Origin of the sequence: Lacunimicrobium album, from assembly GCF_052161635.1 — a bacterium.
Lineage (GTDB): Bacteria > Planctomycetota > Planctomycetia > Planctomycetales > Planctomycetaceae > SXPC01.
Map to the genome: position 1 here is coordinate 336,977 of NZ_CP197413.1, position 22,675 is coordinate 359,651.

The following is a 22,675-nucleotide window of genomic DNA, read 5'->3' on the forward strand; positions in this document are numbered from 1 at the left end:
ATGTCTTATTACACATTAATCGCCAGTCTGCCAGCTCTCCCCAAAAGCTTTGAGGCGGAACGTTGCCCCATTACGTGGCCACGCTTGCAGTCCCGCTTTAAGATGCTTTCCGATGAGGACGCTGAAACGCTACTGATGCTCATCGATTTCCTCGCCTGGGACCGACAGCCGCTTGAACGGACCGATGCACAGTTTGACGCTCACTATGAATCCGTCATGACCAGATTGAAGAATCCTCTTCTCTCTCGGCTGGTTAATGACAGGATCAACTTGAGAATGATTCTCGCCGGCTTTCGGCGTCGAGCCAAACAGGAAGATCCGCCCCTGCCGGTTGGCGAACTGGGGGCTCAGATCGTCCGCCACTGGAACCAGTCGCACTTCGGCCTGGAAGGACGTTATGCCTGGATCATCGATCTGGCAAACGCTCTCGGGGCCGAATTGCCGCAACAGGTTGAACGTTTGATTCTCTCGATTCATTGGAGAAACTGGAGCCGCCTCTCAGAAAACCACACGTTTTCATTTGAAGCCGTCGTTCTGTATGTCGCCCGCTGGGCACTGGTTAATCGCTGGGTTTCGCAAAATAACGTGCGCGGTCAAGAACGATTTCAGCAATCACTTTCAGCACTTGTGGATCAACATGTCCAAGCCATCGTCTGACTTGAATTCAGATTGTCGTGTCGTCGGCGTGAGTGGAAATATCGTTTCCATCGACGCCGGTTCGTCATCGATTATGAAAAATGAAGTCGCATACGTCTCTGTTGACGATCGAAAACTGAAAGCAGAGGTCCTGCGTGTCTACGGCAAACAGGCCGACCTTCAAGTCTTTGAAGATACGGAAGGTGTCCGCGTCGGAGCGCCAGTCGAACTGACACGACAGATGCTCTCGATCAGCTTAGGACCAGGACTTCTGGGAACGGTCTTTGACGGACTGCAGAACCCACTCAACAAACTCGCAGAGAGCGACGGCTTCTTCCTCCAACGTGGCTTGAGCATATTTCCGCTCGATGAAGAGATCCGCTGGGAGTTTCTTCCCTCCGTCAAAGTTGGTGATCGGCTGCGTCCCGGCGATGTCATCGGCACAACGCAAGAAAAGCGGATCACGCATAAAATCATGGTCCCCTTCGGACTTCACGGCGAGGTCGTTGTCACATCAATTCAATCCGGCACCTACACAGTGAACCAGACAGTTGCGACGTTGCGTGAGGACAATGGACGTGAGCAGACAGTCAAGCTGGCACAATCCTGGGCAGTTCGACGTCCACTTCCAGCTCAGTTGCTCAAGCAACGTTATAGCGACCGACTGTTCTCGATGGAACCACTTGTGACGACGATCCGCCTGATCGACACGTTCTTTCCAATCGCTCGCGGTGGCACGGCCTGCATCCCTGGGCCTTTCGGAGCGGGAAAGACGGTTCTCCAGGGATTAATTGCTCGCTATTCTGCTGTTGATGTGGTCATTGTCGTCGCCTGTGGTGAACGCGCCGGAGAGGTCCTCGAGACGATTACCGAGTTCAGCCATATGGATGATCCTCGCACCGGCGGCAAGCTGATCGACCGCACGATCATCATCTGCAACACCTCGTCGATGCCCGTCGCCGCGCGCGAAGCATCGATCTTCACCGGCATCACGCTCGGCGAGTATTACCGCCAGATGGGCCTCGATGTTCTGATGATCGCGGATTCAACGTCACGTTGGGCACAAGCCATGAGAGAGACCTCGGGGCGTCTGGAAGAAATTCCAGGAGAAGAGGCCTACCCAGCGTATCTCGACTCAGCCATCAAAGGGGTCTACGAACGCGCCGGACTTCTTCGCACCAACGATGGCAGTATGGGAAGCCTGACGATGATCGGCACTGTCTCCCCAGCCGGTGGCAACTTTGAGGAACCGGTGACACAAGCAACGCTGAGTGCCGTCAAATGCTTTCTGGGACTCTCATACGATCGCGCCTACAAGCGATTCTACCCTGCGATCGATCCCTTGATCTCGTGGTCACGCTATCTCGACCAGTTGAAAAACAGCTTTGATAGCTCCATGGATCCTCAGTGGACAGCGACCGTCAAGGACATGATCGATCTGCTTCACCGCGGTAGTTCCATTTTTCAAATGATGCAGGTGACCGGCGAAGAAGGTGTCACAATTGAGGACTATCTCATTTGGCAGAAAGCCACTTTTCTCGACATGATCTTTCTCCAGCAGGACGCGTTTGATCCCGTGGATGTCTCTGTACCAATAACTCGACAAAAAGAGTCTTTCCTGCTGATTCGACGGCTTGTCGAGCAGGAGTATCACCTGGAAACCAAAGAAGCAGTACGTCAGTTCTTCACCGAGCTAACGAGCCTTTACAAAAACCTGAACTATTCGGACCTCGATTCCCAGGGATACCGCCAATATCTTGATAGGATTAACGCCTTGGAAGTTCGAGGAATCGCAGGACACACATCCCTCGCGGCAGATCTCTAATGCTGCTTAACTCAGGAGACATTCGATGAAGCGTCTTGTTTATGCCTGTTGTATTGTTTTGGCAAGCATCGGCTCCCTGAACGCGCAGGAGACAGCAATAGAAAAGCCTGCGCCCGAAACGGAAATAGCGAACGCCGTAACCGCCTACGTCAACGCCTTTAATAAAATGGACTCCAGGACACTCGCCTCGCTCTGGTCATCTGAAGCCGTTTACACCAATCGCTGGACAGGAGAAGTCGTCATTGGAAGAGATGCCATTCAGGCACAATTCGAAGACCTGTTCAAAGCGCAGCCACAGATTAAGCTCGAAATCCATTCCGAATCCGTGCAAATGCTCTCACCCAATGTGGCTGTCGAGCATGGAACAGGAAAGTTCATCTCTCCGAAAGCCAAGCCCGAGGAAGTTTCCTACGTCGCAGTCTACACCAGAAAAGATGGCCAATGGCTTCTGGATCGAGTCACGGATGGTGACGATGAGCCGGTCTCCCACTTTGAACAGCTGAAAGTCCTCGATTGGATGGTAGGCACGTGGATTGATCAGGATGACGAGATTCGCATCGAGACGACTTGCCAGTGGGCAAAAAATCAAAACTTTCTCGTTCGATCGTTTCGTGTGACGACTTCAATCGCAGAAGACATGGCGGGGATTCAGATCATCGGATACGACGCCGCCAGCAAGAAAATTAAATCGTGGACCTTTGATTCAGATGGCGGATACACACAGGCTGACTGGACTCAAAAAAATAAACACTGGTTTGTTCACAATAAGGGTGTTCTTGCCAACGGTGATACTGCGTCAATGATCAATGTAATCCGCCCCATTGATAACAATTCATTCTCGTGGCAAACCGTCGAGCGGACAGTAGCTGGTCAGTTGCTTCCCAACGTCGACGAGGTTCTCGTGACACGTATTCCTGAATAACCAGTATCAACAACTCAAGATGAAGCGAGATCTCGATGAAGCGATCAATTTTCTCAGTGCTCGCCGTTTCAGCCATATTCCTTTCTGCTCAGCTCGAATGGACGATTGCACGTGGTCCTGGGGGCGGAGGCATGCGTGGCGGTGGCGGAGGCGGTGGTATGCGTAGCGGTGGAGGTGGAGGTGGCGGTGCACGACCACCGATGGGAGGAGGAGGAGGATACCGTCCACCATCCGGCGGCGGAGGACGCTCCCCCTCGATTTCTCCCCCTTCAGGGCAGACTCGTCCATCTGGCGGTGCCGGATCACGTCCGTCGCAAGGAAGTGGTGCTTCACGTCCTAATCCGGGGGGCGCACGGCCCGGTACATTGCCCGGAGGAGGAGGCACGCGACCAGGCACACTGCCTGGAGCCGGAAACCGGCCTGGCGGATCAGGAAACATCGCAAATCGTCCCGGCGAGCGGCCCAATGCTGGGCAACTCAACGATTTTTTGAACATCCCCAAACCATCGAATGGCATGGGAAATAATGCCGCTCGAAATTTCGCAGCGGGTGCTGCTGGCGGAGCAGCCGCTGACTTCTTGCGGGACTCGCGCCCCGGAGCAGGCGATCGACCGCAGGTTGGTGACCAGCCACGAATCCAAGACGGTTCTCGTCTGGACAACCGCCCCGGATTGGAGAACCGCCCTGGTGTGGAGAACCGGCCCGCAGCCGAGAACAGACAGGAGCGTCGCGGCGACTTTGCTGATAATCGACCTGATCGCATTGAGAATCGTCAGGACTGGATGGATAATCGCCAGGAACGTCGAGATGAAGTCTGGAATCAAATCGACGAAAACTATCCCCGACTCGACTTCTGGACCGATCATCCCACCTGGGCACAATGGCGAATCAACACACCTTACCGCTTGGCAACTTGGGGAGCACTGACGGGGTGGTTTGGGTACTCAGACTAACCGATTACAGCTACGGCTCCAGCTGCTATTACGAAGACGGAAATGTCTATTCGGGAGGTCAGCAGGTTGCCACAGCCGAAGAATATGCGCAGGAGGCTGAAGTCATCGCGACAAACGCTCCTGAAGTCGACCCGGCCAGCAAAGACTGGTTACCTCTGGGAGTATTTGCACTGACGCAAGACGGTCAATCTGAAGGACCAACACCATCGCTTTTCTTGCAACTGGTCGTCAGTAAAGATGGTGTGATTTCCGGAACGTTCAGCAACAAACTCTCTGGCGAAACAAAGACACTGGAAGGCATGGTCGACAAGACCAGTCAACGCGTCGCATGGTGTGTTCAAGGCGAAACAACACCTATCATGGAGACCGGACTGGAAAATCTCACTAAGGAGACCGCCCCAGCACTCATCCACTTTAGCAACGGCCAGACTCAACAATGGTTGATGGTCCGACTGAAAGAACCAGGGAAATAATCCCTCAGCCTGCATTTCTTTTCGCAATAAATGCAGGCACATCAGATGAAATCAATCCAATTATATGCAAAGGCATTGGCAGTGCTAATGAACATTAGACTTGCTCGATCTCAAAAGAAAACCGTAACCTATATGCTTTTCATAAAGGGCTAAAAGGAGACTCAAATCCTCAATGATTTTTGAAACGAGCTAACTTTATTTCCGATAGTATAAATCACTCACTTTTTCCTCAATAAGTCGATTCACGACGAACTACGAATCAGAGTCCTACCTCTTCTTAAACTGAAGGGGCGATGCGAATACTCTAGCCCGACACAGTAGTCTTCACACTCCGGTCGGCAAATGGCGAACTTCGCAAAACTTCGAAGGGGCCAAGGTACGGCATCTGGACAATAGACTCGGTGCCTTCCTCTGGCAGTTTGGTCCGTGTCAGCTTGGTTTTTGTGGATGTGAATGTTTTGAAATCCAACCGTGGTCGAGGCTCTTATCGCGTTTTGACGACATGGACGAAGGGTTCCTATGTCCGTAAGCGGTTACTGGACGCCTGGAAAAATGATTCTTTTCAGTTTCTCCAACTCTTAAAAAGCATCTTTTTTGGACCAGTGATCGAATCGATAATGCGCCAACAGCGGGCGGTAGGGAGCGGCGCGCTATCGATCGGTATAGGACCAGAACTCTTTGATCTAATTCTGGGATACTTGGTTCACGCTGCGGGGCATTCATATGATGTCAGGAAGAAGCTGTCAGTGAAAACCTTCTCAAATGTCTGTTACAAAGAGACCTGCGTCTAAAGACAAATAGAGGAATACTCGATTCCTGTTCTCCTGTCCGTGCTCAACGACTGTTGAGAGTTCGCGAAGGCTCCGATATTAAACGGTAATGGTTTGCGATCTCTTCGGCATTTAAAGATCGCGTGTAGAAAGCGAACTCATCCATGGCACCATTGAATTGTCGATGTGTCCAGATCAGGTTCAGCTGACCTAGTAGTAAGCGAAAATCTCCCTCTCCAGATTGGTCTTCAATTTCAACGCTGCCATATTTGCGTCCGTTGTGATAGATCTCGATGCGATCTTCTGATCGTACGGCGACAATGTGCTGCCACTGAAAAGGAACACAAACGCCCCTGGTAAAGACGTTGTATCCTTCTGGGTGTTCCAGGTGAGGCGGATATCGATGGAGAAAGCGGATCGAGCCTGGATCGTGGATCATCCATGTATTTGTCGCCACATCGATCAGATTCATCATCCGTCGACCATCTTCACTTGTTGTGGGGATCGTGGAAAAGCAGGTCGAGTGGGCGAGGTCATCAGGGCAGATCCACATTTCCACTGAAAAGCTACCCAGATTCAAGTTCTTGATCGCATCGTCACAGATGATATAGCGAGGCAGGACCGACTTTGAAAAACGCACATAGTTTGAAATTGTCAACACGTCTGGCTCGTACTCGGAAGAGACGATTCTGCCATGATATTGATCAGACATCTCATTCTTTACCGACGGGCCAGTAGACGTCTCAAAACGCCAGTAGACGTCGGGAAGGCTGTTGGTTACGGCTGCAACATAATCATCGCCGACCTTTAATGGCGGAATGGAAGGGAGATCAATCTCAGGAAACTCGGTGGTAGTCATGGATGTCTGCTCGGACATCTGTCTTTTGTTGTCGACACGGACCATCTGTTCCTGGTGGAGGCGACGCGTACGGATCGTGTTTCCGTCTTCTCCGATAGCGGACAGGTCGACCAAGCCATTCACGACCGCGATGTCTGAATGGCCGTCCTCGGAGACTGCCATATTGAATTCCGTACCAAGGTCAAGAACGGTTGCTTGAGGAGAATTGATGACAAACCCGGCGGCACGTTCGGGAAGATAGGCCGTCACGCATCCTTTGAGGAGTTTGGCTGATCGGTCGGATTGAAGCTCGATCTGGCAGGGCCCCAGCAGCGCTACTTTTGCACCGCAGAAGAATTCTAACTGGATCCGTCCTGATGTAATTGTCATCAAGCCGGATTGCAGTCGACTGCCGACTGACAAATCTGGATTGTCGATTCCATGACTGCTGACAATCACTGCACAGTCTGTCTTGAGTGGGTTTTGATACGTGACGTAATTCGAGCGGGTTGCATCCTGATTATGCTTTTCCGAGTTTTCAGGCACCTTATCAACGTCGGGTTCAAAGAGCAGCAACATAAATGCAAGGCAAAGGCTTAACCCGACCAGAACACCCCAGCTCCATCTCCCTGCGACGAAGTGCGCGTCCTGTCTGTTCTTCACAGGTGGGGAGTGTATCACTTCGAATGCTTCGTGAAGACGTGTTTCAAGTTCGATTAATTCGACATATCGTCTTCGAAAACCAGCGTCATGCGTCAATCGCTGCTGGAAGGCTTCGAACTCGTCAGGTTGAAGCGCTTCATCAATGTATCGTCGAATGAGTCGATCATCGGCATGTGACTGATTTTCGGAGAACATGATTGTTAATCCCAGGAGAAACGTTTCGTCTGAAAATGCTTATCGATACATCCCAGTAAAGCCATGCGAATTTTCTCAAGGCGACGGTAGAGCATTTTGGGATCGCCTTGCTCCTCCTCAGCGATCGACTTGAGGGTTTTTGAATTTCCGTATCGAAGTTCAAGGAGTCGGCGATCATCCGCTCCCAGCTTGTCCAGGCATTCGACCATGGCTCTGGCTCGCTCGTCGTTTCTCTCGTTTGACTCCTGGATGGTTTCTGCGATGAGCAGCATCACTTCATCGTTAAAGATCAATTTATTCCGTGCGTGCAATTTTCGAAAATTCAAGGCTTCGAAATAAGCGAAACGCTTTGCCCAAGGCAGAAAGTCTCGTGAGTCATCGTACTCTGAGAACTTTTCCCAAAGAACTAAGGCTGTTTGCTGCATGACTTCATCTGTATCATCTCGTCGCACGATGAGGGCCTGTATATACCTCCGAAGTTCGCGGTCATATTTAAGTATCAATTCAACGAACTTTGGTGTCGGATCATGTTCTCGGGCAGCCTCAGTCTGTTCAGTCAAATTGATCTTCATGTTGTATCGGCTCTGCACAAGATGATCGGACCGACGTTCAGAATATCTCTCCACGACCACCTCCGATTCCGGCATGATTTTGTGATGTTGCTTGAGGATTGAGATATTTTCTCACCCAGAAAGGAAATCTTCAGGAAATTCAAAGATTCCCCGCGGAATCAAGTTCCTCCGTGGAGAATAGGTTAACACTTCTAGATGTGTTTCATACTTCATTTCATTTCGATTGCCTGGAGAGCAGGAACATTTCCATGAGACTGAGACATGTTGCCGGTACAAGAAAAGGGTTCACACTTATTGAACTCCTGGTTGTCATTGCTATTATCGCGACGTTGGTCGCCATTCTTCTTCCGGCGGTTCAGCAGGCCCGAGAAGCTGCACGGCGTTCCACTTGTAAAAATAATCTCAAGCAGATTGGAATTGCGCTTCATAATTACCACGACACGTTCTCGACGCTTCCGCCGGGAGCAGTTCATATTGGAGCAATCACGTTAACGGACAGCACCTTTATAGCAGGGACCAGGTATTGCAATGGACGCTCCGGCGACTGGGCAGCGACCTGGATGACGATGATCCTGCCTTACATTGAACAGTCTGCTCTCTATGACCGCTACAACTTCAACCTGCGGTCCACTCAAGCCCCGAATCCAACTGTTTTAGAGATACCTCTGCCAGCTTATATCTGTCCATCACAAGCGCAAGGGGGTGGGATTCTCGTTCAACACTTCAATTTTAACGGCGGACGATTCGGGAAGGTCAATTACGTAGGTAACGCAGGGGTGAACTTTACCACGTCAGCCACCACTGCCAGTAACCAGGGCTTTTTCTCCATTGCTCGACAATGGGGCGCCAAGTTCTCAGATGCCACAGATGGCCTTTCAAATTCGATCATGGTGGGTGAAGTTCGTTATGATAATTACACCGACGGCAGCCAGGATGATCGCGGGACTTGGGGATTAGCGACGGGATGTGTTTTCTCAGCCCGCGGTGAGAATGGTGGCGTGAGAGTTCGTCTTCCCAATAGTCCCTTCATTGACTCCACACCGTATGGCAACAGTGCGTTCGGAACCCCTCTGGACAACCTCGATCGAACGGCTGACGGAGCAGGTGGCGCACTTCGAAGCGAGCACAAAGGTGGCGTCCAGGTCACGCTGGGAGATGGTGGCGTCCGATTCATCTCCAGCAATATCGATCAGGCGACGTATCTCAATCTTCTTTCCATCAGCGACGGGAACATCGTTGGCCAGTTCTAGTCGGATCTGCGGCGTCTGTTGATTGACATGAGATTGTGTCTATGGTCCCGGCGGCGGCTGTTCCATTCGAATAGCCGTTGCCTATTCTGCTTCGTCCTTCTGGTCTGAAAAGAGGATACTGTGATCCGTCTGATTCTTGCTGTTTGCTTGTTGAGCCTGCTGGGCTGCATGGAATCGCCCAACAATACGTCCGAAAGAGTCGATACGGCATCGGCCCTGGCGCGTGTTGCTTCCTCGTTTCGAGCCTCCCTCAAGTCAAGCAAGACTGTGAACGCCACGAAAGAAGGGCTCTCGGTGGCGATGGAGTCACTCGCCCCCGCGAAGGCTGCGTTTCCTTCCCCGGAGCTTGACAGAATTGACGAAAAAGCCCGAGCACTCCAGGAGGCGATCGCGACAGGAGATGAGGCAAAAGTGAAAGCATCCAAGCTTGAGCTGATGAAATGCATTGATGAAATCTCACCTCCTGCCAACTGATCTCGTTGATCTTCGCAAAACTCTTCACGAGAGAATTCCAGATGACTAAAAGAAAATGGTGGTTCGTCTCGCTTCTGTCATGCCTGGCAGTTGGATGTTCGGCCCTTGGATGGGACGGTAAGGTTCCCGTTCATGGGAACATCACTTTCGACGGGCAGGGTATAGAAACGGGCACAATCACATTCACGTCAACCAGTGACAAGAGCATCGAAGAATCTTGTTCGATCAAATCAGGAAAATACTCAACCCGAGTCACGCCTGGCTCAAAACTCATCAAGATTCTTGGGTATTCCAGTGCAGAGTCAAGCGAGCAGATCATTCCACAAAAATACAACCAGCAATCCGAACTGACGGTCTTCCTCGATGGGAGTGTCGAGGTGGTGAATCTGGAGCTCGAAGGAGCAAAAATTGTTCAAGAGGCTGCAGAAGACGACGTCAGCCCGTAGAATGGCGCAAGACGCGGACATTGATTGTCGATCTCATTGACTGTCGATTCAGTCGTGAAGCGAGGGAATTCGTCTTCGTGTGATCTTTGAAGAGAATCGGGCGGAGAGAAACCTGGGTCCAAGGAGTTCCGCGACAACATGCCACTCTCACAGAGCGCTAGATCACCGCGTCAACTTGGCTTATCGACGCCAGTTTTCGCTAGAAATGAAAAGGCTGCGATGCAAAATCGGAATGCTGCAGGACAAGAACGGTCATCCGTAAGCTTTCAATTCAATGTTTATTGCTTGCTGATCGTCTTAGCAGGATCGTTACCTGCCTATGCGCAGGATGATGAGCGTTCGCTTAGAAAAGCTGCCGCAGGACGCTTCCTGATGGGAGTCTCCGTGAATCAATCCGATCTGGAAGACGATCAAAGCCGCTCACTGCTACTTCGTCAATTTAATGTCATCACGCCTGAAAACTGCATGAAGCCACAGAGCCTGCAGCCGAAAGAAGGAGAGTTCCATTTTGGACAGTCGGATTTGCTGATTGATTTCGCAAAGACAAACCAGCTCCAAGTCGTCGGTCACTGCTTATTATGGGCCAAGGATGACCGGACATCCCAATGGATGATGGTCAAAGAGGATCGGCCGGTCGAGCGTGAAGTGCTGCTCAAGCGAATCGAAGATCATATCGAAAAAGTGGTCACTCGATACGCTGATCATGTTTCAATGTGGGACGTGGTCAATGAAGCGGTCAATGATTCTGGGGAGAAACTCTATCGAGATTCCGTCTACACGAGGCTCACAGGCGATGAGTTCATTGAGCTGGCTTTTCGTACTGCCAGAAAACATGACCCGTCAGCTTTGCTGATTTACAACGATTATGATTGTCATCGTCCGCATAAACGAGAAAAGCTGATCCGCTTTCTGACAGAGATGAAGCAACGGAACATTCCGATCGACGCCTACGGAATTCAGGGGCATCTCTCGCTGGGAGATGATTCCGTCGACCAGTTGAGGATAACCTTCGACGAGCTTCGAAGAATTGGGATGAAAGTTGTCATCACAGAATTAGACATTGATGTCGTGGGGCGAGATGCATGGTGGGCCGATCAGGGGAGTCAGCGAGAGAGGCTTCGGCACTATAATCCCTATCCTGATGCCTGTCCTGAGGAACTTCTGCAAAAGCAGTCTGATCAGTACGCTGCGTTATTCCGATTGTTTGTCGAGAATTCCGACATCATCGAGCGAGTTTCCTTCTGGAATCTGCACGACGGCCGAAGTTGGTTGAATAACTTTCCCTGGCGACGGACGAACTATCCACTTCTTTTTGACCGTGACAGAAATCCGAAGCCAGCGTATGACGCTGTCTTGAAAACGTTCGAATCTGCATCCAACCATTAACATCCAGACGACTTCGTCTTTCGAGGAGTATCAAATGAGAACAGCTGCGCTCGTATTACTGCTGGTCTTGCCTTCGTCGATTCATGCTCAAGAAGAAAACAACAACCGACGTGGCGGACGCGGGTTCAATGCCCCGATTGTTCTTGAGGCTGATGACGTTCGCGCGTTTCCCGAGCCGGCTTCCGGGTTTGATACTCCCAGGGAAAATATTCCTCACGGAAAAGTCGAGCTCATTGAGTATGAATCTAAAACTGTCGGCACGACTCGAAAGATGCAAGTCTACACCCCGCCTGGCTACACGTCCGAGCAGAAATACCCGGTCCTTTATCTCCTTCACGGAATCGGCGGCGACGAGACGGAATGGCAACGCTTTGCTCATCCAGAAGTGATTTTGGACAATCTGATTTCAGAGGGCAAAGCTGTTCCAATGATCTTAGTGATGCCCAATGGAAGAGCTCAGAAAAACGACCGCGCGGAGGGGAACGTCTTCGCTGCTGCTCCCTCGTTTAGCAATTTTGAGCGAGACTTGTTGGACGATGTGATTCCGGCAATTGAGTCCCGCTACAGTACAGCCAGCGATCGTCTACACCGAGGACTCGCAGGTCTTTCTATGGGAGGCGGGCAGACTCTCAACTTTGGATTGGCTCATACGGACACCTTCGCATGGATCGGCGCCTTCTCGTCGGCACCCAATACCAAGCCAAACCAGGAGCTTCTGCCGGATCCGCAGACAGCTAAAAAGCTGGAGTTGTTATGGCTTTCCTGCGGAAACAAAGATGGTCTGATTAATATCAGCCAGCGTGTTCATCGATATTTGAAAGAGAACAAGATTCCGCATACCTGGCACGTCGCTGCGCACGGTCACGACCCGACGCAGTGGAAAGAAGACCTTTACTTTTTCCTGCAGCATGCCTTTGTGGATGCGGGCAAACTCCCCAAGGCTGATCAGAAAGCTGATGAACCGAAACCTTTTTCAACGAACATCCCCGGTCAACAATTTCCCAAAGTCCACTCGGACTTACGGGGAACCTTCCGCATCAAGGCTCCCGAAGCAACGTCGGTTGTTCTCAATATCGGACGACGTTATCCGATGACAAAAGACGGCGATGGAAACTGGACCGTCACCACAGATCCCTTGGTCCCGGGATTTCATTACTACACGTTTCTCGTTGACGGCGCCAACGTCTGCGATCCGGCCAGCGAAACATTCTACGGAATGAGTCGACAGGCAAGCGGCGTCGAAGTTCCTACCGCGGGAGAAGATTTCTTCCATGATAAAGACGTCCCTCGCGGCGAAATACGAGAACGTCGTTACTTTTCAAAGACGACTGGCGATTGGCGTCGCGCGTTCATTTATACGCCTCCCGGTTATGACTCCAATCTGGAGTCCAGCCCTCGGTTCCGAAGAGCTATGACGTCATGCGGATACCCTTCGAATAGCCTTTTCATGCGGGAATTACCGAGTCTCTAAAAAGCGGAGTTACTCGGCCAACAGCGAGAAATGGTCGAAAATGGGTACACTTTTCTGATCTGTACCCAGGTGCCATTTGAACAGTCGACCTTGGGATCGGCTGCTTTTCCTCCCCTGTCCTTGCTTGTTCACGACCGATTTTGACGGCGTCGGTGATAGGCTTCTTCAACAGTTTCAAAACGTGGTTCTGGCAGACTTTTTCCATGCCTATGGCGAGGTACAAATAAAGTGAAACGCTCCGCGAAACCTCGAAGAATGACCGTGTCAAAATGTCCCGGATCTTTCACCCCCTGCTCGCCATGATCGCTTCTGTTACTGACCGCGAGTTGGCTCGGTATGTTGAGTTCCTGAAAGAGGAAAATAAGATCCTGCGAAGTCGGGTACCAGGACAGATCCACACCAAGCTGCACGAGCGTGAGCGACTACTCATACTCGGCAAGCCACTAGGAAGAGCCATCGAGGAATTGCTGACGATCGTCAGTCCATCCACTTTCTACCGCTGGCTGCGAGATGCCGGACAAGGCAGCCAGAAAAATTCATCTCCCAAAGCGGGAAGACGCAAGCCTAAAGAGATTCGAGACTTGGTGATTCAGATCGCCAAATCAACCTCATTCGGTTACACACGCATCCTCGGCGAGTTGAGGAAATTGGGAATCAAGAAGATCAGCCGACAGACGGTAAGAAACATCCTGAAGGAAGAAGGGATTCAGCCGGGGCCCAATCGAACATCGGATTCCTGGCAGAACTTCATCGACCGACATGCGAAAACTCTCTGGGCGGTCGACTTTTTCAGTGTGAGAACCGTGACGACGAAAGGCTTTCAAGAGCTGTATGTCATGGTGTGGCTTTGCATGGCGACGCGAGAGCTGATTGTCTCCTCTTCGACGGCTCATCCCAACTCAGCTTGGGTGGCAGAACAGACTGATGCATTCTTGGAGCAAACATCTAGACGCGATGAGAAACCTGCGATCGTCATGCATGATCGAGATACGAAAATCACTCAGGAGTTCGTCGATAAACTGAAGTCGAAGGGAGTGCAACACAATGCATTACCCAAGGCTTCACCAAATCTAAATGGACGCTGTGAGCGAGTGATTTTCACCATCAAGAACGAGTGTTTACGAAAGTTTATCATCTTCGGCAAACGACACCTAGATCATCTGACTTCAGAGTTCACGGGTTACTACAACACCCACCGATCACACACCGAACGAGATCATCTACCACAGTTGGCTGTGGCACCAGAAGAAGTTCTGACAATTGAGCGTGATGAAGTCGTGGTCAGATCGCACGTCGGTGGACTGGTGCGGTCGTTTGAGCGCAAAGCGGCATGAATTAACTTCATAGACACACACGACCAAAAGGAGGGGATTCGAACCCCGAGGGGGGAATTCCGCAATCAACAATGCGGCAACGGCGTACAGAAACAGTGAGTTACCAAATCAGTAAATACTCAGCATTTGATTGGCTCGAATTGTCATGGATTGTCGGTAGTAGATCCCCACTTGGAGCGTCTCATCTATCTTTGGCCGGAACTGCAGCACCATCAGAGATTCGCAATCATGGCTATTGCGTTAGTCTACGAGCCTCACCATATCCAATGTTAGCCGATCTGCGACAAAAGTTAATTCTCGTCTTGACCATAACTTCACTATGAATATAGTGAAGTTGCGCTCATCCCGAATCCACGATCACCGGATGCTTAACGCATTCGGGGTCGTGCCACTGCTTCGCATCTTGTCGTCATCATTGTTTGACTTCCACTGGTAGGATGAGCCCTATGCGTGTTGGTGAAGTGCTGCGCCGTGTTCGCAATCGGATGAGTTGGTGGCTTCACTTTCAGCAGCTTTTTGCCAGACGCAAAACAACGCTTCGAACCGGCCAACGAGGCCTGCTTCAACCTGCCGCAATGCGAGTTCTGGAACCGCGTGTCCTTTTGTCGGGAACGACCGAACTCCAGGAAATCAACGTCGGTAATCTGCGGTCTGGCGTAAGCGGGCCAGATCCAAGTACGGCCACCGGCTATGTGATGTATAGCGAGCAGAGTGTTCATACTCGCTTCCCTGGCATGGAAGTGCGACAGGCAGATCACTTTATCGCGGTACGACTCACGTCGGGTAACCAATGGTCTTATTACAATAATGAAACCCTTGTCAGCTTCACACCGGTCGCCACAGATCGACTTGTCGCGGCTGTCAATTTCGCGACCGATACCGCCACCGCTCTCAATGGACAATCTTTCGTCGTCAATGGCATTCAGGCTGGCTATCATGATGGCGATTTGACATTCACCCCCAATCAGTATGGTGGCGTCTACAATGACGGCGAATTCGAAATGACGGGGACCTTTTTCCGGGTCGACGAAGACGCGATCAGCGTCGGAAATCTTCGCTCCGGGATTGCCGCCAACGATGCCAACGAAGGAACTGGCTATGTGATGTTTAGCCAGCAAGTTGTGAGCACGCGGTTCTCCAGCATCGACACCGGAAACGCCGATCATTTTATCATGGTCCGCAATAACGCAGGTCAATGGCAGTACGACACGAATTACAACTGGATTGACTTCACCCCCATAACAACTGATCGACTGGTTGCTTCCGTCAATTTCAGTACTGACACAATTCTGGCATTGGAAGGTCAAGCGGACGTTGTCAACGGAATCAATTTGGGCTATGCCGATGGTGATCTGGCGTTTACAGCCAATACGTACAACGGCAGCCCGAATGCCGGCGAATTCGGGATCACTGGGAGTTACTTCACGGTGGCCAATCTGCCGCCGACGGATATCAGTCTCTCTGCCAATTCGTTGAATGAAAACCTTCCGATCGAGACCGTTGTGGGATCGCTCTCAGCGATCGACCCAAACATTGAAGCCGGTTTTACTTACTCACTGGTGAGTGGAGAAGGCTCAACGGATAACGCTGAATTCAGTATTTCAGGAAGTCAATTGCTCGCAGCGGCCTCGTTCAACTACGAAGCCAGGAGCAGTTATTCAGTGAGAGTCCGCGCTACTGATGTGCTCGGGTTGTGGTATGAAAAAGTCTTCAGTGTTGATGTCAATGACCTCAACGATCCACCGGAAGCAACTGACGACACCGCCAATGTTGTCATCGGCGATTCCGTTGAAATCGATGTCCTGGCTAATGATAGTGACCTTGAGGAAAGTGATCTGACCATCAAGTCTATCAGCACTGTTTCTTCCGGGACTGCGGAAATCATCACACTGGAAGGCGGTGGTCAGAAGGTCCGCTACACGGCCAGTGGCGGAGCGGTCGACGAAATCACATTCACCTACACCATCGAAGATGAGGTGGGGTTGACTGACACCGCCACCGTCACCGTCGCTATCGGCAGTTATGATCCCGATCCTGGCAACATGCTGCCTGCCGATGATCTGGGCTCGCCCGACCTGCTAAACGGCTTACTGGATGGCCTCGGACCGCATTCGCCGGTCGTTGCTCAGCCTTTGACTCTGCCCGAAATCGGCAGCGTGCCGGACATGGTGTCTCAGGCTAATGTCGCCGATTACTTGCTGGCGGACTTTGACGTCAGCTCGCATGGCAACGTCAGCAGCAGTGTTTCCGGTCTGACGTCTACGGACACGACCACCACTCCCTCAACGGAACTGGGCGGGACGTTTGTCGTCGATGTCACGACCATCACCAGCTACACACGCACCGGCACGGAGAACACCACCACCGGCGAGTGGAGCTACAAAGACGTCTTTTCGATGACGTATTCGTACCTGACCACCTTCACGCACGACACCGCCAGTCTAGCGTACACGTTGCTGCAGACCGGGTCGCTGAGCTACACGTTTGACGCCATGTTCGTCGATGGAGTTCTGACGTTTTCCATCACTGACTATCTCCAGATCGATGGCTACTTGTTGACGATGACCGGCTCGATTGAAGAAGACGCCACGCCGGATGAGGACAATCCGACCGACTGGACGTACACAAACTCAACGACTGTCGATGAGCTTTCCGCCGAAGTTCCTGATGTCTACTCCGGCTCGCAGGAAATCACCTTCGATTACAGCCAGTCGGTGGAAAGAGATACCAACGATGAGATCATCGATCAGACCATCTCACAGGACCTGGATGTCGAAGTCACTGATTCTTACACCATCGCGCGGTCGGAACTCTGGAAGTCGGTCTCCAGCGATCCGGAAGTTCCCGATTCTACGACGCTGCTCCTCGCCACGTCCACCGGCGAACTGGGTTGGAGCCTGATCTCCAGCTATGATCAGGTCATCGCCGCTGGGGATCTGGTCAGCCTTTCGGAGAGCTTTGCCTATGCTTCCGGGGCGACGGATCTCTCGACACTCGATCTGACCAGCAGCCTTAGTCTTTCTTCGACGGCTGTCGTTGGCACCTTACTCATGGACCAGCCGACGGCTCCGCAGACGGAAACACTAACGCAGGCATCGACCTTCTCAGAGGAGGTGACATCCAGTGTCGAATACACCTTCAATGGCCAGCGCGCCATTGATGCCACCGGCGTTGAGACCTACAACGTCAGTTATGACTACAGCGACGACGTCGATGGTAACAGCCTGGAAGACTCCACAGGGACCTACCACTCCGAACTGACCGGCGACGACGAGTTGCACATCCTCGATACCACTAGTTCGCTCGATGAAACACTGACCTGGGGTTCGTCGCTGGACGCGATCGCCTCGAACGTCAAATCGACCAGTGCTTCCACCAACTCCGCGACCCGCACGTACGATGAGTCGATGACGATCCTCTCGTCGTCGACTCTGACATCGACGTTGTCGAAGTTGACGGCTCCGGGGAGCACGTCAACGGCGAATGAATCGGTCCTGACCGACGAGTACGCCGATTCGATTGATTCGACCTACACCTTCCATGATGCGCAGACGTCGTACGTCGCCTCTGGGATCGCCTACTTCTCGGGCCTGTCGACGAGCCACTTGCTCAGTGATGAATCGGTCGACATGACTTCCACGACCTTGTACCGCCCCAGCCAGTCGTCCAGCGAAACGCCGACCGTCATTGTGACTGTGATCGAAGAAGCAGAGCTCAGCACCGACAGCAGCACCGATCTCACCGTCACGACGGATTACGACATCGTCGTCGATGCGGCAGAGAACACCGTCACCACAGAGACGGTGCAGACGACCGATGATGTGTCCTCGGGGGTGGATGAGATCAGTCTCACCACCATCGTCACCTCGGCTGGCCCTGTCACCGGCAGTGCGGGCACTGGTCAGACCGAGTCGACGCTGATGTCGGTCGCCAGCTCGAACTCCGACTGGGAATACGACCTCCATGATGTCCTGACGACCTCTGTCACCGTTGAAACCCAGGAGACTCTCGTCCAGACCGAGGATGGCGAAGTCGAAGGGGTCCAGATTCAGATGGCGATGGAATCGACGCAGGTGACGACGCTGCATTCCATGGAGTCGAACTCCGACTCCACCACATTGACGTTCGATTCCAGGACCATCCTGGCCACGGGCAGCCTGGCGGATGATCTGGCTCTGGTGGCCGATCTGGATGCTCTGGAAGTCGCAGATATCGAGACGTTGGCGGAAGGACTGACGTTCGGCCAAACTGGCTCGATCCTGTTCTCTGAAATTTCCTCACTCGATACGAATTCCGATTCGTACACATCGACGACTGATGACACGACGACGCTCACCGTGGAAGACGACGAGATCACGATCCTCGCCTATGACGAGACCATCGAAACCTTTTCCGATGACGATGCCGTCACGACACTCACCTCGACGTCGACGAGGGTTGATGATGGTTCGACCTCGGCTTCCAGTTCTTTCACCAGCGAGATCGCCTCGAAGAACGCCGTAGCGGAGACAGGCACCAATCGTGTGACGATCTACACGTCTTCTGCCTCAGACTCATTCCTGTCCACGGGCAGTTATGATCAAACCACTGTGACAACACTTTCAGACAATACGTCGACGGGTGCGACGGTGTTGACCATCGATATCGAGTCGTCTTCGAGTTCACTGGGGACTGGCACTTCCAGCGGCGGGACGTTGCTGGATGATGTTACCCAGGACGCCGCCGGCACGATCGTCCGGCAGGAGACTTACCACCTGACGGAAAGCGTCGAAAGCGGAAGTTCCACGTCGTCGTCGATCAGCACCGGTTCGACCACCACCGGTCTCGACTCCGACCAGGACGGGATCCTTGATGAGGACGAAATCGTGAACGTCCCGGCCGAGTCGACGATCACGGAAAATGCGTCGCTCTCTTCACTGGAAAACAGCACGCTGGACACCTATTCGCTGGTGAAAACCGGATTTTTGACCACCACTTCCGAGTACATCGCGTCAAAGGAAGACGCAACCAACTTGGAGACCAGTTCCGAATTGACAATTACCGCCGACGGTACCTTGGAGATCGAGCAGGTCGCGACCTTATCGGTCATTGGTTTCGTCACAACCACGGCCAAGGAGACCAGCCTGCTGCTCGACACCAGTCAGGACCGCCGCTCGGGGAGTCTGCATCAGGTCACCAGTCGCGATGATTATGAGGTTGATCAGACGACGACATACACATACGTCGAAGACGCCGTCACCGGATTGACGACAGAAGCGACGCTGGTCGAGATCTCGTCTTCGTCGCAGATCCTCAGCGGCAACACGAACACGGCCAGCCGGGGGACGATTAGTACCAATGGGGACAATTACTCTTACAGCGGGTTCAATTCGATCAACTCACACTCCACCGCTGAGATCACCGACTGGCGTGAAGTCATCACCGATGAGGAAGGCCAGGAAGTCAGCGAGGCCTTCGACACGCGGCGTGAGATGCTCGATCACACGATCATCGAAGGGGAGTTTTCAGGTCACAGGTCCGGCAACAGCTTCAGCCACACGTACTCCGATTCCTCAGGTCGTCGTCTGAGCGAAGTCTACCTGGGGGACGACGACTACGAATACTTCTACAAGGACCAGACGAGCGCGTCCGCGTACACGCTCACCAGCGGTGGGATCGAGCAGGACGGCCGTTCTCGTCTGCACACGACTCTCGAATACGAGATCCTGGACAAGGATACGGAAGCCCCGATTTTCATTGAATACAGTCAGCAACTCTATAGCGAGGGGCTGACCATCCTGACGATCGACGAGAACGGCAACCCGCAGGAAGGGAGCGAAGCCGGACGTCGGAAGGTGGGTGAGTACGATGGCGGCGGCGCCTTCGCGGGAATGGGCTGGAAGACCGATGCGCTGGCAACGCCACAACCCGTCGGCAGCGGCAACAACCCGACAGCGACCGGCGGAGGGATGGTCGCGCTGGTAAGCGGTGGCGGCAGCAGCGGCGGGTCTGGCGGAGGTGGCGGAGTCGTCGTGACGGATACGACCCCCTGGGAGGGAAAGGAATACGATCAACCCATCGACGTTGTGGGGGGCGAACCGATCGCGCTACCGCTGGAGCCCAAGCCGGGGGACGGGGCGCCGGGGGTCGTGGAGTATGTCGAACACCGAACCGACAGAGCAACCATCATTTATGAGACGATGAAAGAAATTGATCCCGACTACTATGGCTATCTTCGAGACCATGGGCTGCTGACGATTCCGCTTTATTTTGATGAGCCGTCCTGGTATCTATTTTGGAACGCAGGCCAGTACAGCACAATAGGTCCGGATGGGCGTGTGAATGGAATACATTTTGATTCCAGATTATCAAACTATGAAGTGTATCAAAGAATTCGAGCTGGAATCCGAGGCTCGGGCGATTGGAAACAATACAGAGCATCATTCCCTCGTGAATTGGCGTTTGAAAGAGGCGACCGAAAGCCCTTAACGATTCAATACGGCTTACGTGAAGACCAGATCGAACTTGCAGGTGCTTTACGACGGATGGAGGTACGTCTCGCAACTGCCGACGAAGTTCAACAAGTTTCGTGGGATGATCGTATGAATAATGCCTTCGGGCCGAATGGCTCATTTTGGGCAGGCTTGGAGACAATTAGTTTTTCTGCATCCACATACAAGACTCTGCAGTCCTATCGTTCCCCTAAATTCTGGTCATGGAATGAATTCCAAAAGGGTACGAAAGGCCAGTTCGGTAGTCGGTCTGAGGCATCAAAAGCGTGGCTTATATACAAAGAAAGCCATGGTATAATAAACGAAACCCTCAAGCGTGATCCGGCAGTTAGAAAACGATTCTTAAAATTGACTGCAGAAGACCCTAACTCACCATCATGGATGATTCCTTGGTTGCAGAAAGGAATAGACCCTCCAGGACATGTAGTCGACCATATAATTCCGCTCGCCGTAGGGGGGCCTGATATTGAGTGGAATATGAGACTTCAAGGTTACGACTTACATATTATTCACCATCGATACTATCATCCATGGAGACCATAAAAGTGACTCCGGTTAGTTCAAAAAAACTGCTAATTCGATACGATGAAATTAACAAAACACCATATGCCGGTGACTTCATTGTTCCAAGGCATGAAAATGGTACTCTTGTGTTTAGGTCAGTTTTGACTCAGAAAATCTGCAACAAGGGTTTAGTTGTTTTTACAGGGAATTCAGTATCAACTCCAGATATTTTTGCCAAGTTAGTTGACATTGGAACGAAAATTGAAGACGTCGAAAGCCTATCAAAGTCCATTGACTCATTTCTATTACTGATTCATTCGCACAAGGTTGGCGCCATTGTGGATGTAAAAACCTTATCATGATGAAATCATGAGAGAGTGTTATTTTTCTAGAGCCACAATGAATAACAGAAGTCAATCATGGACAATATTGTTTTAGAGAAATCAGGGGAGCTGGAATGGGGATACTTTTACGAGATTTTTATCTCCGATGACGAGAATTTCCTGTCAACCGAAGCGATGCCGACAGATCGCTATTTCGCAAATCAGCCGGCTCGAGTGAGAACACGTCGTCGTTTCCCACCCCGTCCGATACGAGCATCAAGAGCTTGGGAAGATTCCTCGCCCCATACCCTGATACATGGTTGTTCGCTCAACCCGGAACATGTGACCCAGGAGTATTGGAATGACATCAAGATTGAACTCACAGACGGGAGCGGGTTGCCTGATCTATTAGAGCTGGACGGGGATGCCCAGCACTCAATCCTTCTGTCAGAAGCGATGGCCAATAAACTGAAAGCGACATCATTTACAGGCTATGAACTTTGTGAGATGACGGTGAGTCGTCCGCAACCGTGTCCGTATCGCCTGTTTGAATTGAAATTCATGGGACGAAAATGTTTTCGGCCTCTCAGCGTGGTCAACGCGCCCAATGAATGCCCTTGGTGTCGCAAAGCGGAAGTCATCTGTCCGGAATGTGGGAAAAGTCCATACTTTTGTCCGGCCTGCAATAGGGACATGGAAGTCGCGGAGAAAAACCGTAAAAGCCCTGATGACCCGCGTCTCATCTCAGCAGGCTGGTCAAATTGGCTTCCGGCGATCATCGAAGTCGATCGTTGGGACGGCTCCGATTTCATTTTTGGTAGTCTGCTGAAGGGCCTTCGCAATCACGTCGTCACCAGACGCGTGATCGACTGGTTTTTTACCATTGATGCCAAACCTTTTTATGCCCGTCCTGTTCTGGCGAATGTGGAAAACGCCTCTCCAGAAAAGCTGCAAATGCTTCAGCGGGTTGTCGGATCGAATTCCTATTCCTGAAATCTGTTGAATAGTCGACCTGGGCGACGACGACTACGAATACTTCTACAAGGACCAGACGAGCGCGTCCGCGTACACGCTCACCAGTGGCGGCCCGGAGCAGGAAGGCAGTTCTCGTCTGCACACGACGCTGGAATACGAGATCCTCGACAAAGA

General features: G+C 52.0%; 15 protein-coding genes. 12 read left to right on the forward strand and 3 right to left on the reverse strand.

The genetic code is table 11. The annotated features are described in order from the left end of the window. The 3 genes from SH248x_RS01335 to SH248x_RS01345 are packed head-to-tail and all read left to right on the forward strand — an operon-like array spanning nt 1 to nt 3,383. Nucleotides 1–657, forward strand: coding sequence for a DUF2764 family protein (locus SH248x_RS01335; protein ID WP_459556712.1), 657 nt, complete (start codon nt 1–3; stop codon nt 655–657). After that, the gene (locus SH248x_RS01340) at nt 638–2,461 is read left to right on the forward strand and encodes a V-type ATP synthase subunit A (protein WP_459556713.1); all 1,824 of its coding nucleotides are present in this window, start codon (nt 638–640) and stop codon (nt 2,459–2,461) included. The genes SH248x_RS01335 and SH248x_RS01340 overlap by 20 nt, the downstream gene beginning before the upstream one ends. Before the next feature lie 25 nt (nt 2,462–2,486). Further along, on the forward strand, nt 2,487–3,383 hold the full coding sequence (locus SH248x_RS01345) for a YybH family protein (protein WP_459556714.1): 897 nt from the start codon (nt 2,487–2,489) through the stop codon (nt 3,381–3,383). A gap of 428 nt (nt 3,384–3,811) precedes the next feature. Here SH248x_RS01345 and SH248x_RS01350 read toward each other — a convergent pair whose 3' ends face one another. Further along, nucleotides 3,812–4,249, reverse strand: a complete 438-nt coding sequence (locus SH248x_RS01350) for a hypothetical protein (RefSeq protein WP_459556715.1) — start codon at nt 4,247–4,249, stop codon at nt 3,812–3,814. Nucleotides 4,250–4,263: 14 nt separating this feature from the next. Here SH248x_RS01350 and SH248x_RS01355 point away from each other — a divergent pair, with 14 nt between their 5' ends. Beyond that, nucleotides 4,264–4,809, forward strand: coding sequence for a hypothetical protein (locus SH248x_RS01355; RefSeq protein WP_459556716.1), 546 nt, complete (start codon nt 4,264–4,266; stop codon nt 4,807–4,809). Between the two features lie 834 nt (nt 4,810–5,643). On the opposite strand, the gene SH248x_RS01360 is transcribed toward SH248x_RS01355, so the two are convergent. Beyond that, nucleotides 5,644–7,275 carry a LamG-like jellyroll fold domain-containing protein gene (locus SH248x_RS01360; protein ID WP_459556717.1) on the reverse strand — a complete coding sequence of 544 codons (1,632 nt, stop codon included), beginning with the start codon at nt 7,273–7,275 and terminating at the stop codon, nt 5,644–5,646. 5 nt (nt 7,276–7,280) lie between these two features. Further along, a complete protein-coding gene (locus tag SH248x_RS01365; protein WP_459556718.1) occupies nt 7,281–7,847 on the reverse strand; it encodes a sigma-70 family RNA polymerase sigma factor in 567 nt (188 codons plus the stop codon). 248 nt (nt 7,848–8,095) lie between these two features. On the opposite strand from SH248x_RS01365, the gene SH248x_RS01370 reads away from it, so the two are divergent. From SH248x_RS01370 to SH248x_RS01405, 8 genes are all read left to right on the forward strand, one after another. After that, nucleotides 8,096–9,097, forward strand: coding sequence for a DUF1559 family PulG-like putative transporter (locus SH248x_RS01370; RefSeq protein ID WP_459556719.1), 1,002 nt, complete (start codon nt 8,096–8,098; stop codon nt 9,095–9,097). A 120-nt stretch (nt 9,098–9,217) separates the two neighbouring features. Further along, the gene (locus tag SH248x_RS01375; RefSeq protein ID WP_459556720.1) at nt 9,218–9,571 is read left to right on the forward strand and encodes a hypothetical protein; all 354 of its coding nucleotides are present in this window, start codon (nt 9,218–9,220) and stop codon (nt 9,569–9,571) included. Between the two features lie 41 nt (nt 9,572–9,612). Continuing rightward, nucleotides 9,613–10,017 carry a hypothetical protein gene (locus SH248x_RS01380; protein ID WP_459556721.1) on the forward strand — a complete coding sequence of 135 codons (405 nt, stop codon included), beginning with the start codon at nt 9,613–9,615 and terminating at the stop codon, nt 10,015–10,017. Between the two features lie 285 nt (nt 10,018–10,302). Beyond that, nucleotides 10,303–11,403, forward strand: a complete 1,101-nt coding sequence (locus SH248x_RS01385) for an endo-1,4-beta-xylanase (protein ID WP_459556722.1) — start codon at nt 10,303–10,305, stop codon at nt 11,401–11,403. Nucleotides 11,404–11,437: 34 nt separating this feature from the next. Continuing rightward, entirely contained in the window at nt 11,438–12,874 is a 1,437-nt protein-coding gene (locus SH248x_RS01390) for an alpha/beta hydrolase-fold protein (RefSeq protein WP_459556723.1), read from the forward strand. A 269-nt stretch (nt 12,875–13,143) separates the two neighbouring features. Further along, complete coding sequence (locus SH248x_RS01395) at nt 13,144–14,208, forward strand: integrase core domain-containing protein (RefSeq protein ID WP_459556724.1); 1,065 nt, start codon at nt 13,144–13,146, stop codon at nt 14,206–14,208. Between the two features lie 446 nt (nt 14,209–14,654). Next, a complete protein-coding gene (locus SH248x_RS01400; protein WP_459556725.1) occupies nt 14,655–21,242 on the forward strand; it encodes an Ig-like domain-containing protein in 6,588 nt (2,195 codons plus the stop codon). A 380-nt stretch (nt 21,243–21,622) separates the two neighbouring features. Then, nucleotides 21,623–22,519, forward strand: a complete 897-nt coding sequence (locus tag SH248x_RS01405; protein WP_459556726.1) for a hypothetical protein — start codon at nt 21,623–21,625, stop codon at nt 22,517–22,519. Nucleotides 22,520–22,675 lie beyond the last annotated feature (156 nt).

Bases quoted from the DNA above. Each gene is read 5' to 3' on its own strand.
- SH248x_RS01355 (WP_459556716.1), top strand. From the start codon at position 4,264: ATGGCGAATCAACACACCTTACCGCTTGGCAACTTGGGGAGCACTGAC.
- SH248x_RS01345 (WP_459556714.1), top strand. From the start codon at position 2,487: ATGAAGCGTCTTGTTTATGCCTGTTGTATTGTTTTGGCAAGCATCGGC.
- SH248x_RS01360 (WP_459556717.1), bottom strand. From the start codon at position 7,275: ATGTTCTCCGAAAATCAGTCACATGCCGATGATCGACTCATTCGACGA.
- SH248x_RS01400 (WP_459556725.1), top strand. From the start codon at position 14,655: ATGCGTGTTGGTGAAGTGCTGCGCCGTGTTCGCAATCGGATGAGTTGG.
- SH248x_RS01370 (WP_459556719.1), top strand. From the start codon at position 8,096: ATGAGACTGAGACATGTTGCCGGTACAAGAAAAGGGTTCACACTTATT.
- SH248x_RS01405 (WP_459556726.1), top strand. From the start codon at position 21,623: ATGGACAATATTGTTTTAGAGAAATCAGGGGAGCTGGAATGGGGATAC.
- SH248x_RS01380 (WP_459556721.1), top strand. From the start codon at position 9,613: ATGACTAAAAGAAAATGGTGGTTCGTCTCGCTTCTGTCATGCCTGGCA.
- SH248x_RS01340 (WP_459556713.1), top strand. From the start codon at position 638: ATGTCCAAGCCATCGTCTGACTTGAATTCAGATTGTCGTGTCGTCGGC.
- SH248x_RS01335 (WP_459556712.1), top strand. From the start codon at position 1: ATGTCTTATTACACATTAATCGCCAGTCTGCCAGCTCTCCCCAAAAGC.
- SH248x_RS01395 (WP_459556724.1), top strand. From the start codon at position 13,144: ATGTCCCGGATCTTTCACCCCCTGCTCGCCATGATCGCTTCTGTTACT.
- SH248x_RS01390 (WP_459556723.1), top strand. From the start codon at position 11,438: ATGAGAACAGCTGCGCTCGTATTACTGCTGGTCTTGCCTTCGTCGATT.
- SH248x_RS01350 (WP_459556715.1), bottom strand. From the start codon at position 4,249: ATGATCGGTCCAGAAGTCGAGTCGGGGATAGTTTTCGTCGATTTGATT.
- SH248x_RS01365 (WP_459556718.1), bottom strand. From the start codon at position 7,847: ATGAAGATCAATTTGACTGAACAGACTGAGGCTGCCCGAGAACATGAT.